This is a genomic window from Ruegeria sp. CDSC068 (assembly GCF_059610545.1).
In genome coordinates, this window is record NZ_JBXWNV010000004.1 from 273180 (window position 1) to 285311 (window position 12132).

At 57.4% G+C, this 12132-nt stretch carries 11 protein-coding genes; 5 read left to right on the forward strand and 6 right to left on the reverse strand.

Going from position 1 to position 12132, the window contains the following annotated elements; all coding sequences use genetic code 11:
• Positions 1-74: 74 nt before the first annotated feature.
• Both trhO and AC2FID_RS10600 read left to right on the forward strand, forming a co-directional pair.
• Complete coding sequence (gene trhO / locus AC2FID_RS10595; protein ID WP_496836740.1) at positions 75-980, forward strand: oxygen-dependent tRNA uridine(34) hydroxylase TrhO; 906 nt, start codon at positions 75-77, stop codon at positions 978-980.
• A gap of 76 nt (positions 981-1056) precedes the next feature.
• A complete protein-coding gene (locus tag AC2FID_RS10600) occupies positions 1057-1557 on the forward strand; it encodes a potassium channel family protein (protein WP_058275022.1) in 501 nt (166 codons plus the stop codon).
• A 7-nt stretch (positions 1558-1564) separates the two neighbouring features.
• Here the strand turns inward: AC2FID_RS10600 and AC2FID_RS10605 are convergent, their stop codons facing one another.
• Positions 1565-1894, reverse strand: a complete 330-nt coding sequence (locus tag AC2FID_RS10605) for a hypothetical protein (protein WP_282152256.1) — start codon at positions 1892-1894, stop codon at positions 1565-1567.
• Between the two features lie 164 nt (positions 1895-2058).
• On the opposite strand from AC2FID_RS10605, the gene betB reads away from it, so the two are divergent.
• The 3 genes from betB (at position 2059) to AC2FID_RS10620 (ending at position 7427) form a co-directional block, all read left to right on the forward strand.
• Positions 2059-3513: a betaine-aldehyde dehydrogenase gene (gene betB / locus AC2FID_RS10610; protein ID WP_496836742.1), complete on the forward strand. Its 1455-nt coding sequence runs from the start codon at positions 2059-2061 to the stop codon at positions 3511-3513.
• A 129-nt stretch (positions 3514-3642) separates the two neighbouring features.
• Complete coding sequence (locus AC2FID_RS10615; RefSeq protein ID WP_496836745.1) at positions 3643-6087, forward strand: GcvT family protein; 2445 nt, start codon at positions 3643-3645, stop codon at positions 6085-6087.
• Positions 6084-7427, forward strand: coding sequence for an MmgE/PrpD family protein (locus AC2FID_RS10620; protein ID WP_496836747.1), 1344 nt, complete (start codon positions 6084-6086; stop codon positions 7425-7427). Before AC2FID_RS10615 ends, AC2FID_RS10620 begins: the two co-directional genes overlap by 4 nt.
• 87 nt (positions 7428-7514) lie before the next feature.
• Here the strand turns inward: AC2FID_RS10620 and AC2FID_RS10625 are convergent, their stop codons facing one another.
• Genes AC2FID_RS10625 through AC2FID_RS10645 form a run of 5 tightly spaced genes read right to left on the reverse strand, consistent with a single transcriptional unit; the run spans position 7515 to position 12106 of the window.
• A complete protein-coding gene (locus AC2FID_RS10625; protein WP_496836748.1) occupies positions 7515-9653 on the reverse strand; it encodes a hypothetical protein in 2139 nt (712 codons plus the stop codon).
• Complete coding sequence (motA, locus tag AC2FID_RS10630; RefSeq protein WP_282119619.1) at positions 9650-10519, reverse strand: flagellar motor stator protein MotA; 870 nt, start codon at positions 10517-10519, stop codon at positions 9650-9652. Before motA ends, AC2FID_RS10625 begins: the two co-directional genes overlap by 4 nt.
• 46 nt (positions 10520-10565) lie before the next feature.
• A complete protein-coding gene (locus AC2FID_RS10635) occupies positions 10566-11141 on the reverse strand; it encodes a MotE family protein (protein ID WP_496755378.1) in 576 nt (191 codons plus the stop codon).
• Positions 11138-11599: a hypothetical protein gene (locus AC2FID_RS10640; RefSeq protein WP_496836751.1), complete on the reverse strand. Its 462-nt coding sequence runs from the start codon at positions 11597-11599 to the stop codon at positions 11138-11140. Before AC2FID_RS10640 ends, AC2FID_RS10635 begins: the two co-directional genes overlap by 4 nt.
• Before the next feature lie 9 nt (positions 11600-11608).
• A complete protein-coding gene (locus AC2FID_RS10645) occupies positions 11609-12106 on the reverse strand; it encodes a flagellar basal body-associated FliL family protein (protein ID WP_282119616.1) in 498 nt (165 codons plus the stop codon).
• Positions 12107-12132: the final 26 nt, after the last annotated feature.

The following is a 12132-nucleotide window of genomic DNA, read 5'->3' on the forward strand; positions in this document are numbered from 1 at the left end:
ATCGGTAGGGGGCAGGGCGGGGAGCGTCAATCCGGTCTCTTGCGACTCTTGTCCAGCAGGTTTAGACCGCGCGCATGTATACGATCGCTGCTCTCTATCACTTCACCCGTTTTTCGGATCACGTGTCCCTGCGCGACCCGCTGCTGGACCTTTGCCGCGCGCAGTCAGTCAAGGGCACCTTGTTGCTGGCCGCCGAGGGGATCAACGGAACCATCGCCGGCCCGCGTAGTGGGATCGATGCGGTGTTGGCCCACATCAAGGCTCTGCCCGGTTGTGCGGATCTTGAGTGGAAAGAAGCCACATCCGATCACCCGCCCTTTGGCAAAATGAAGGTGCGTCTGAAAAAAGAGATCGTGACCATGGGTCAGCCGGACGTCGATCCGCGCGCCCGTGTCGGCAATTATGTCGAGCCCGAGGACTGGAACGATCTGATCCGGTCTGACGATGTGGTCGTGATCGACACACGCAATGACTACGAGGTGGCGATTGGTACGTTTGAGGGCGCAGTAGACCCTGAAACAGCCAGTTTCCGTGAGTTCCCAGTCTGGTGGGAAGAAAACAAAGACCGCTTTCACAACAAACGAGTCGCGATGTTCTGCACTGGCGGTATTCGCTGTGAGAAATCCACCAACTACCTGCTGGGGCAGGGGGTTGAGGATGTGTACCACCTGAAAGGCGGCATCCTGCGGTATCTCGAAGAGATGCCCGCCGATGACAGCACCTGGCAGGGCGAGTGCTTTGTGTTCGACAATCGCGTCTCGGTTGGACATGGGTTGGTCGAAGGACCGCACAACCTGTGCCACGGCTGCCGCCGCCCGATTCTGCCAGAGGATATGAAGCGCGCGGAATACGAGCACGGCGTGTCTTGCCATCGGTGCATAAACGAGACATCAGACGCGGACAAAATGCGGTTCCGCGAACGCCAGAATCAAATCCTGCTGTCACGTCAGCGCGGGCAGGAACACCTAGGCATTGAATGATGGGTGAATGATTAAGGTTGCGGGTACAGGCCGGAACCCTGATGATCGCGGAAAAACCTAGGCCATCGGAAGTTTTATGCACCGCGAACCTACAACACTGGAAGAGTGGAAATCGACGCTTATCGCAGCGGTCGGACTGGTTATTGCGAGTTTTTTCGCGTGGTATGGTCTGTCGCGCCTGAGTGAGGCGGCCGCAGGCGAAACCATCGGTACTATTGTGTCGGTCTGCCTGGTGGTTTGGGTCGCATCGCAATCTTGGTACTACATGACACAGGTGAAACTGCCGCATCGACGCTTGTTTCTGATGGGTGTGTCCTTCATTCAGGTCGTGCCGTTCTTGTTCGCGGCGGCGTATGGCGCTTTCGGCTACGCCGACAATTGCGTGGTCGGTGCAGATGCTCCAGCCGATTTCCTGTATTTTTCATACGTCACCTTCACCACTGTGGGATATGGCGACATGATCCCAACAGGTTTATGTCGCGGGCTGGCCGTCGCTGAGGCTGTTACCGGCTACATCCTCTTGGGTATGTTTGTTGCTGCTACGGTTGCGCTATATACCCGCCACCATAAACATTAGACGGCCATTATTTGTTCTGATCAATCCAGCGGGACATCATCTGTTTGTCGCGGAAACACTCGGATGGGATAGGTCTGCGCCTGCTACGGGAAATGCGTTCGGCAAAGGCAACCTGCTTGCCGGATGGATAGTCCGCAAAGGGCGATGGATCGGCTGGCTTGTGGGCCGAAATCCAGGCAGACATCGACTTGCGATCCCGTTGTGCCTCGACTGGGATTTCCAAGGCCGACTGCTGGGCAATTGCACGAGCGTATCGCATTTGCCGGTCTGTGACGGGCAACAGGTGATAGTCGTTCGATGGGCCATCCATGGCCGGGTTGCGGGCGTGGTAAGACATCGGATTGTTCCTCTGACTATGTAGAACATAAATGGAACATTAAGCTTTTTATTCAAGAGGGAGCCGATTCACATCAGCGGGAGTCCGCCGTGAATTGCTTTTATTGACTGGTCAATCAATAAAATATAAACGCGAAAGAAAGGACTTCTGAGAAGGAAATCGGCATGAAGTTTCAGCCCAAAGCGAGCCATTTCATCAACGGCGCATATGTTGAAGATACCAACGGCGCCCCTATCGACGTGATCTACCCGGCCACCGGTGAAATCATCGCCCGGCTGCACTCTGCCACGCCGGATATTGTGAAACAGGCTCTAACAAGTGCCAAAAACGCTCAGGCAGAGTGGGTGACAATGTCCGGGACCGAGCGTGGTCGTATCTTGAGACGGGCATCTGACATCATGCGTGACCGCAATCGCGCGCTTTCGATCCTCGAAACCCACGACACCGGTAAACCCTTGCAGGAAACCCTGGTGGCCGACGCCACATCGGGTGCGGATGCGCTGGAGTACTTTGGGGGGCTGGCTGCGTCATTGACAGGTGAGCATATCCCGCTGGGCGGCGGAGACTTTGTCTACACCATCCGCGAGGCGCTGGGCGTTTGCGTCGGTATCGGGGCATGGAACTACCCGACCCAGATCGCATGCTGGAAAGGCGCCCCTGCACTGGCCTGCGGCAATACGATGGTCTTCAAGCCCTCGGAAACCACGCCTTTGTCGGCGCTGAAAGTGGCCGAGATCCTGATCGAGGCTGGCGCGCCCAAAGGTATTTACAACGTGGTTCAGGGTTATGGCGACGTCGGTGCATCCCTTGTGACTGACCCGCGCGTGGCCAAAGTGTCGCTTACCGGCTCTGTGCCGACCGGTCGCAAGGTCTATGCCGCGGCCGCTGATGGCATGAAGCATGTCACCATGGAACTGGGCGGCAAGTCCCCGATGATCGTGTTCGACGACGCGGATATTGAAAACGCCGTGTCCGGCGCGATTCTTGGGAACTTCTATTCTTCAGGTCAGGTCTGTTCGAACGGCACACGTGTCTTTGTGCAGAAAGGCATCAAAGAGGCCTTCCTGAACCGCCTTTCAGAACGTCTGGCCACCGCGAAAATTGGCGATCCGCTGGATGAGGATGTGAATTTTGGCCCTATGGTCAGCGAAAACCAGATGAATATCGCACTAAGCTACGTTGAAAAGGGCACGGCGGAGGGCGCACGTCTGGTATTCGGCGGCAAGCGGATCGAAGGCGACGGTTTCTACATGCAGCCCACCGTTTTTGCGGATGTAACCGACGATATGGCCATCGCGCGCGAGGAAATCTTTGGCCCGGTGATGTCCGTGCTGGACTTTGACACAGAAGAAGAGGTTATTGCCCGCGCCAACGACACCGAGTTTGGATTGGCCGCCGGTGTCTTCACCAACGACCTGACCCGTGCGCATCGCATCGTTGCCGGGTTCGAGGCCGGCACCTGCTATATCAACACCTATAACCTGGCTCCGGTCGAGGCCCCTTTTGGTGGATCTAAAATGTCAGGTGTCGGGCGCGAAAACTCGAAACTGGCGATCAATCACTTCAGCGAGATGAAGACAGTCTATGTTTCGATGAACGACGTCGAAGCGCCTTACTAATCAAAACCGGCCATTCAAGCTCTGTTCCCGACATTTCGCGTCGGGAACAGAGCATAAGCCACATAAGACATGTGGCTGACTTCCTCCAAAGGGTGCCGTTTTCGGTTCCGTCGGTGGGAGATCAAGTTCATGAAAACGCATGCACAGGCCGTAGTCATCGGCGGAGGATTGGCTGGCTGTTCAATCCTGTACCATTTGGCCAAGCTTGGTTGGCGGGACGTTGTCCTGCTTGAACGGGATGAACTGACCAGCGGATCAACCTGGCACGCGGCGGCCAATATCCACGGGCTGCATGACAATAACAACATCACCCGCATCCAGCATTACACAATGAACCTGTATAAAGAGCTGGAGCAGGAAACCGGCCAGAGTTGCGGAGTGTTCCAGCCCGGTTCCCTGTATCTGGCTCAGACCGAAGATCGTGAGCACCAGTTGCGCCTGCAAGAGGCCAAGGCTCGGTTCTATGGCCTGAATTTCTACGAGGTCAGCCGAGAACAAGCGATGGAACTTCACCCGCTGGCGCGGTTCGACGATATCCGCTGCATTATGTTTGAACCCGAAGGCGGCAACGTGGATCCCTCAGGCGTGCCGCACGCCTATGCCGCAGGCGCGCGCGCCATGGGTGCAACGATCGAGCGCTTTTGCCCAGTGTTAGGCACTGATCAGCAGCCAGATGGGTCGTGGATCGTGCGTACCGAAAAGGGCGACGTCCATACGCAATGGGTTGTGAATGCCGCAGGCCTTTGGGGCCGCGAAGTTGCGGCGCTGGCTGGTCTGAACCTGCCGTTGCAACCAACTGAACACCAGTATTTCGTAACCGATTCCATTGATGAGGTTGCCAGCCTGGGTCGCCGTTTACCTTCGATCGCCGATCGAGACGGTGAGTACTACTTCCGACAGGAAGGCAACGGCCTGCTGATCGGGGCCTATGAGAAGGATATGAAGTTCTGGGCCGAAGACGGGACGCCGCTGGACTTCGCCCATGATCTGTTCCCCGACGATCTGGACCGGATCATGGAGAACGTGATCCGCGCAACCGAACGCGTGCCCGCCGCGGCGACGGCTGGCGTGAAACGGGTGATCAACGGGCCTATGATCTGGTCCCCGGACAGTTCCGCCCTTTGGGGCCCGGTGCCGGAATTAAAGAACTACTTCCTATGTGGGGGCTTGATCCCTGGCTTCTCGCAATCGGGCGGGCTGGGGTTGCTGGCGGCGCAGTGGATGATCGAGGGTGAGCCGCAATACGACATGTTCGCATGGGATCTGGCCCGGTTTGGCGATTGGGCGGACAAGAAATTCACCAAGGCGCGGGTTGAGGATCAGTATACTCACCGTTTTGCCATCCATTTCCCGAACGAGGAACGCAGCGCTGGCCGCCCGGCCCGTGTGCGCCCGGCGTATGAGATGCAAAAAGACATGGGCTGCGTCTTTGGTCTGAACTGCGGCTGGGAACACCCGCTTTGGTTTGCGGATCGGCCCGGCACCACTGATACAAACGGTTTCACCCGCCAGAACTGGTGGGAACCGGTTGGCCAAGAGGTCAAGATGCTGCGCGAGAATGTCGGTGTGATCGACATCTCGAACTTCGCCAACTACGTCATTAAGGGCCCGGGTGCTTATGACTGGCTGGACCGTTTGGTCGCGAATAGGGTGCCGACCGAGATTGGGCGGTCGTGCCTGACACCGCTGATCTCAGTCCGGGGCGGTGTTGCCGGGGATTTCACCATCACCAAGGTGGCGGAGGACGAATACATGATGATCGGCTCGGGCATGGCCGAGCGTTATCATCAGCGGTTCTTCAACATGGTCGACCTGCCCGAAGGCACAACATTCGAAGTGGCCACGGATCGCATTGCGGGTTTCAATGTAGCGGGTCCCAAGTCGCGTGACCTGTTGCAACGACTGACAAATGCCGACCTGTCGAACGAAGCGTTCCCTTTTATGCGCTCACAAACGATCGAGGTGGCAGGCGTCACCTGCCTTGCCATCCGCGTCAGCTTTACCGGCGATCTGGGGTGGGAGCTGCACTGCGCGAAAGAAGATCAGATCAGGCTCTATTCGGCGCTTCTTGAGGCTGCGAAGGAGTGCGACGGTGGTCCGGTGGGCGGCCGCGCGTTGGGATCACTGCGTATCGAGAAGGGCTATGGCTCTTGGGGCCGCGAGTATTCTCAGGAATACTGGCCGCAGGAAGTCGGGCTGGCGGGTCTGATCAAGCTGGACAAGGACTTCCTGCACAAAGACGCCTATGTGCAGATCAAGGACAACGCCGCGCGCGAGGTTCTGTCGATTTTTGAGGTCGAGGTGACGAATGCTGACGCGTCCGGTGGCGAACCTATCTTTACACCAGATGGCGCACCGGTCGGACGTGTGACCTCAGGGGCCTATGGCTATTCAGTCGGCAAATCCCTGGCCATCGGCTATTCAAATCCGGCAGTCGTAAAGCCGGGGGATATGGTGGAAATCTTCATCCTCGGCAAACCGCATAAAGCCAGAGTTTTGGCCGAACCGCCCTTTGATCCATCGGGTCTCCGGCTGCGCGATGTCCAACCCAAGGTGATGGAGGCAGCCAAATGACCGGCACGCTGGATCGGGTCACGGATTTTGCCCTGAACCTTTCAGCGCACGAGATGCCTGACAGCGCGAAAGAGGCCGCTGCCCTGATGATGCTCGACACAATGGGCATCCTGATCGCCTCCGGCCCGATGGAGGTCGGCGTGATCGCCCGCGATACTGCCGCGCTGCTCTATGCAAGCACTGATGCGGCATTCAGCGTTCCGATGATGTTTGATGGCCGCCTCGTCAGCACGGCGGGCGCTGCCTACGCAGCAGCCACACAAATCGACAATTTGGACGGGCATGACGGCTACAATCCGACTAAGGGGCATATTGGTGTCGTCGTCCTGCCTGCGTTAGTTTCACTTGGTGCGCATTGCCCTGATTTGTCCGGCCCCGAAGCCCTGGCTGCCGTCGTCACGGGATATGAAATCGCAGGACGTGCCGGGCTGTCGCTGCACGCATCGGTCAGCGATTACCACACGTCCGGCGCCTGGAATGCCCTTGGCGTGGTCGCCATGGCCGCGCGCATGCGCGGGTACACGCCAGAGCAATTTCGACAAGCGTTGGGAATAGCAGAATACCACGGCCCCCGAAGCCAGATGATGCGCGAGATTGCGAATCCGACGATGCTGCACGACGGATCGGGTTGGGGCGCGATGGTTGGCATATCATCTGCGATTCTGGCCGAACGTGGTTTCACGGGTGCCCCGGCCATCACAATCGAAGATGCTGATGTTGCGTCGTTTTGGGATGATTTAGGTCAGTTCTGGCAGGTCGAACACCAATACGTAAAACCCTATCCGATATGTCGCTGGGCCCATGCAGCCATTGACGGCGTTCGGGCAGTGATGATGGAGAATGACCTGGCCCACGACCAAATCCGATCCATCCATATCAACAGTTTTCATGAAGCGGCCTGCCTGTACGCAGGGATGCCTGACACCACGTCTCAGGCCCAGTATTCTCTGCCTTTTGCTGTGGCGGTTCAGGCGATCCATGGTCGGATCGGGGTCGAACATATCTCGGGTTCGGGTTTGTCTGATCCGGCGGTGGCAGAGTTGGTGTCGCGTATTCACGTTCTGGAAGATGCGCGCCACAGTGCACGCTTCCCGCAGGGGCGGTGGGCCGATGTCATCTTGAAATCGACCGATGGGCGTGTGTTCGAATCCGGCGACACTCACGCGCGCGGAGGGCCGGAGGCTCCGCTCAGCAGGGGAGATGTGATCGCCAAGTACACCGAGTTTGCCGCGCCAGTCGTCGGTTCGGACCGCGCGGACGCGATCCGCGCGGCCATATTGGGTTGGGTCGAACCTACATCCAGATTGTCGGACCTGATGTCGTTGGTCTTTGATCCGTAAAAGCGGCCGGTGCGGGCTGCGGGCCGACGCTCAGTGGGCACCTAATGAAAGACAAATCGTGAATGCAGGTGGCGCCGACCTGATCCGCTATTGGTCCACTTTCGTAAGCAAATCCAGAATGTGCTGGCGTGTTTTTGCGCTGTCATCCAACAAGCCCTTCGCGTCAGCTAAGGGTTTGTCCTGCATTCGTATTGGCGGCACGGACAGGAGCCGCGTTGTTTGCTGAACTGCGAAGAACTTTGTGTCGCGTTCGGGTTCGACCGCTTCCGGACGGTCGGCCAACCAAAAGAACCGATCGGCTTCTTCATCCTCACCAATAGCACGCAAAAGCTGACCAGCTGCCACGTAATCATCCGTCATCTGCATTGCTTGCCCTCGCAAAAGCTGGGCCGCGTCGGACGGATCGTCGACCAGTTCCAACATCGCTTGATGTGGTCGGTGTTGCAGTAAGGCAGCGCGCGCACGTAACCGTGCCCTTTCTGCGCGCCGGGCCTTGTCCTGTGACCGACTGGCCAGTTCCAGCGCCGCGCCCGCAAAACCTAGGGTGACCAAGCGCTCGGCCAATCCCACGCTTGTGTCTGTGAATAGAGCCAGTTTCTGCTCTGGTGTCAGGGTTACGACACGCCTTAGAAATGTCGCGTCGTCGGCGCGTTCGGTCAGGATCTGGGCAACGCGGTTCAACGTTTCGACGGCTATGTCCTGCGCATTTTGGGCGCCCAGCAGATCCATCGCCTTATCGAATTCATGGCTAAGGCTCAAAGCGACGATCTGTGTTTGCAGCATGCGCGGCCCGATTTCAGACCGTCGAAACTCCACGACGTAAGAGGCCGCAAGATCAAGCTCTTGTGGGGATATTGCTCCACGTTCCGACCACCGCTTGTCGACCAGTCGCGCAAGCGCAAGCGGTGCCTCCAACTCTGCACCCGACGCGACGATGACCTCGTTCAACAATGCTTCTGACTTCGGGCCGTCGCCCTCGGCAGCCGCGACTTTAGCCTTGGCTTGGGACGTATCGGCGCTGTCCTCAGTCGCAACGCGGTCGACCGCGCGCAACACGCGCCTTGCTGGTTCAAGTTTCCCAGCATCTGTCAGAATTTCCGCCAATGTTGGCCCAACTTGACGGCGAAGATGGTTGGGCAAGCGCGCAAATGACTGTTCGATCGACTGCAACTGGGCCTCTTCCTGCATCTCTCCTTCGATCAAAAGAGCCCAAAGCGCGGCGTCGCTTTCACACCGCTGAAGACTGGTAAATGGGTTCGGATGGGACGGCTGTGCGCCATCAAGATACCGGGCTATCGAGGCAACCCGATCTGTGTCTGGCGCATGCTGCCCAAGCAATTCAAGCGTCCGAATAGCCTCTGCGCCGAACCCGGAATAGGCGTATAGCTGCGCCAGCTTCAGCGCCTTTTCTTCGTCGAGATGATCGAATTCTTTGAACAGGGCGGCGCGCAACGAAGCCACCTGTTCTGGAAAGGGAGTTGCCCCAGACCAACTGTCAAACCCAAGCTCAGCGCTTGAGATGCAGGGTGGGCGTTGTTCAAGCTGCGGCAGGGATGGTCCTAAAAGTTCATTCAAGCCGTCCAGAACGGATGTCACATGAATATTGGCATTAAGGTCTGAGGGGCTAAAGGGATCGTTCTTGGGGACCGACAGCCTTGGTCCAACCGGAGCAAGCCTCAAATCAACGACTTCCCGGTCAGAGCCGCGCAGCAGCAGCGTAGAGAGCTGTTCTTCAAAGCGCTGTGCGTTCAGGTTTAGCAGTGGCAATTCGAGACTCTGTAAATTTTGCCCAACCAACGGGTCTTTCTCTTTGGGCGCTTTGGGCAAAACAGGCGACGGTATATCAGCGCTGATTGGGGGCAGCGCCGAGCCTGGTGCAATATCCACCACGATCATCGTGCCCTTGAACAGAAAGGCATTGGCAACACAGTCGCAGCCAAATTGCATATCAAGTGCCGCGCCCGGTTCGGACTGAGAGATCGCGGCCAAGCGGTTTTGCGTCAAACGCCGGAACACGGCTGCTGTGTCGAAGTTAACCTTTTCCAGTTGGACAGTCAGACGCGCACCATTTTTCTTGTGCGACAGCGCCCATTTAGTGCCCGGCGGAACCTGTGCGACCAGCCGTGTATACCCTTCATGTTCGCCCGAGCGTACCTGCACATCTTGTGCTTGAACTTGCGTTGCCGCGGCGGTTAGCGCCAAAGCAAGAAAAACTGTTCGGATCATGCCGCCGCCTGTTTGAGTTCCTTCAACGCATCTTCCAGCTCAGAAAATGCTGGGCGGTTATGCGTCGGCGTGTTCTGGCGGCCAACTTCAATGCACATGGCTGCATTGTGGTTGTGCAGATTAGCGACCAGAACCTCTTTGATCAACTGGTAGAAATGGTTGTCCTCCTCGACAACTGCTTTCAGCTTGCCAGCGAACGGGCCAACCAGGCCATAGGCGAGAAACACGCCCAGGAACGTCCCGACCAAAGCGCCTCCGATCAGTTTGCCCAGTACTTCGGGCGGCTGGTCGATGGACCCCATCGTTTTGATTACGCCTAAAACGGCGGCCACGATACCAAGTGCGGGCAAACCATCGGCGACGGTTTGCAGCGCGTGGCTGGAATGCATGGCGTGGTGAAAATTGGTCTCCATCCGTTTTTCCAGCACTTCTTCAACTTGATGTGGATCGTCGTAATTCATCGACGCGGATCGCATCGTGTCGCAGATCAGATCGACAGCTTCCTTGTCCTTCTGAATCTTCGGATAGGCTGAGAATAGGGTCGAATTCTCGGGGTCTTCGATATGCTGTTCCACCTCGACCGGGTTGGCCTTGGCAATGCGGATCAGAGAAAACAAAAGGCAAAGCAGATCGCGGTAATCTTCGGGTTTCCATTTGGGGCCCTTGAACACTTTACCCATGTCCTTGATCGTATGTTTGACAGCGCTCAAGTCGTTGCTGATCATGAATGCCCCAACGGCGGCGCCGCCGATCATCATCATCTCGAACGGGAGCGATTTCAAAATGATCGTCATCTTGCCACCGGCGGCAAGATAGCCACCAAACACCATGGCGAAAATGACGACGATTCCGATGATTCCGATCATGGGTGGTCTCCTGCAAAGTCAGATGCGGGGGTAAAAAACATGTGCGCTACTCCTGCGGAGCCGCAGCATTGCGACCGGCCATGATCACGCTGATCGTATAGGCGGCTTCGGGGTTGAGACCGGCCAGAACACCTGCGGCGGAATCAGGCGGCATCCGCGACAGAAAGCCAGCCGCAAAGCCGGGGTCCATGGTTTCGAACAGGGCGGCTGCGTCCTTGGGTTTCATGCTCTGATACACATCCGTCAGGCGCGTCAGATCGGTCTCGGCGGCTTTTTCGGCGAAGGCCAGTGTCTGTCGCAGCGATTCTTCTGCCTTCTGCAAGGCAGCCAGGCGCGTTTCAATCGCCTGATCCGCGATATCCAGCGCCTTTTCTTTGTCTTGTAACGCGGCCTCTCGTTTCTTGAGCGCGTCTTCGCGGCGTAGCAATTCAGTCAACAATTCTTGCGCACCGGGCTGTTCGGCTTGGCTGCTCCTCGCCAGCGATGGGGCGGGATCGGATCCTTTAGCCAGCGCGGGCCCGGCCTCGAATCCTATTCTGATCGCGGCGGAACCGATCATAAGCATCGCGATCACCGCAAGAACGCCGCCTTTGGGACGGTTTTCTGCCCGCTTCCGCCTCATGTCGTGGCCTCGCTGCGGCTGTGACGCAGGAACATCAACCCACCCGGACGTTTGACCTGAGTCTCGGCTGGCGCGTCTTCTTCAATGACGGGCACTGAGTTGGCTTGGGACTGTTCTTCAGAAACAACCCGCTCAGGCTCTGGTGTAGGGATCTCGGTCGCCTCTTCATCGTCCGGCACGACGTCATGCATCGAGGCCATCATCAACTCAAGCCGCTGCGCCACTGTTTCGGCGCGCTCGGTCAGTTCCTTAAGAACGACGCCAGACTGATCCGAGGCTTCCCGCGCGGCCTCCAGTGACTTTTTCAAATCTTCCGCTTGCGAAGACAGCACGGCCACCGCACCACCGACGCCTTTTTCAAGGTCGGTAAAGCGTTTCAACCGCTTGGACAGGACGAAACAATAAAGACCCGCACCCATGGCACCTGCGACCAGCAAAATATCTGCAATCAGCTCCAACTTCGCCTCCTAGTTCAGTACGAATTCCATGACGAGAACATCGCGAACGCGGCCTTCGCCGACGACGATTTCGATACGCCGCAACAGGTGTCCTCGGATGCGCATGAGCGCGAGCGAATCCTCAAGGTCAGAAACCTCAATCGCGCGTAGATATCCGTTCAGCACGTCCATGATTCGCGGTTTCATCTTTTCCACATCCGCCATGTACGGCGCGTTCACCTCGAGCTGGGCATGAAACTTCAGATGTCGCGAATCGCTGGTGTTTACCGAAACGACGACCGGAGTTAGGTCAACGAATCCTACCTTTGGCAGCGCCTTGGCAGGCCTGCTTTTCTCTGTTTCTTCGGTGTTCTGCACGACGGGTTTTCCGCCTATCGGCAACAGGCCGGTGGTGGTCAGGAAATACCCGCCCGCAGCACCGGCTATCGCCAGAATCGCGCCTACTATCATTCCCTTTTTCCCAGATTTTTCCGGAACTTCTGCCTGTTCTGCAGTCGCGTCGGTCATGACGTCCTCATTTCTACAATCTGCAA

What these genes read in the sequence shown, in the direction of transcription:
- AC2FID_RS10625 (WP_496836748.1), bottom strand. Translation starts at nt 9,653, where the DNA reads ATGATCCGAACAGTTTTTCTTGCTTTGGCGCTAACCGCCGCGGCAACG.
- trhO (WP_496836740.1), top strand. Translation starts at nt 75, where the DNA reads ATGTATACGATCGCTGCTCTCTATCACTTCACCCGTTTTTCGGATCAC.
- AC2FID_RS10615 (WP_496836745.1), top strand. Translation starts at nt 3,643, where the DNA reads ATGAAAACGCATGCACAGGCCGTAGTCATCGGCGGAGGATTGGCTGGC.
- betB (WP_496836742.1), top strand. Translation starts at nt 2,059, where the DNA reads ATGAAGTTTCAGCCCAAAGCGAGCCATTTCATCAACGGCGCATATGTT.
- AC2FID_RS10600 (WP_058275022.1), top strand. Translation starts at nt 1,057, where the DNA reads ATGCACCGCGAACCTACAACACTGGAAGAGTGGAAATCGACGCTTATC.
- AC2FID_RS10605 (WP_282152256.1), bottom strand. Translation starts at nt 1,894, where the DNA reads ATGTCTTACCACGCCCGCAACCCGGCCATGGATGGCCCATCGAACGAC.
- motA (WP_282119619.1), bottom strand. Translation starts at nt 10,519, where the DNA reads ATGATCGGAATCATCGGAATCGTCGTCATTTTCGCCATGGTGTTTGGT.
- AC2FID_RS10620 (WP_496836747.1), top strand. Translation starts at nt 6,084, where the DNA reads ATGACCGGCACGCTGGATCGGGTCACGGATTTTGCCCTGAACCTTTCA.
- AC2FID_RS10635 (WP_496755378.1), bottom strand. Translation starts at nt 11,141, where the DNA reads ATGAGGCGGAAGCGGGCAGAAAACCGTCCCAAAGGCGGCGTTCTTGCG.
- AC2FID_RS10645 (WP_282119616.1), bottom strand. Translation starts at nt 12,106, where the DNA reads ATGACCGACGCGACTGCAGAACAGGCAGAAGTTCCGGAAAAATCTGGG.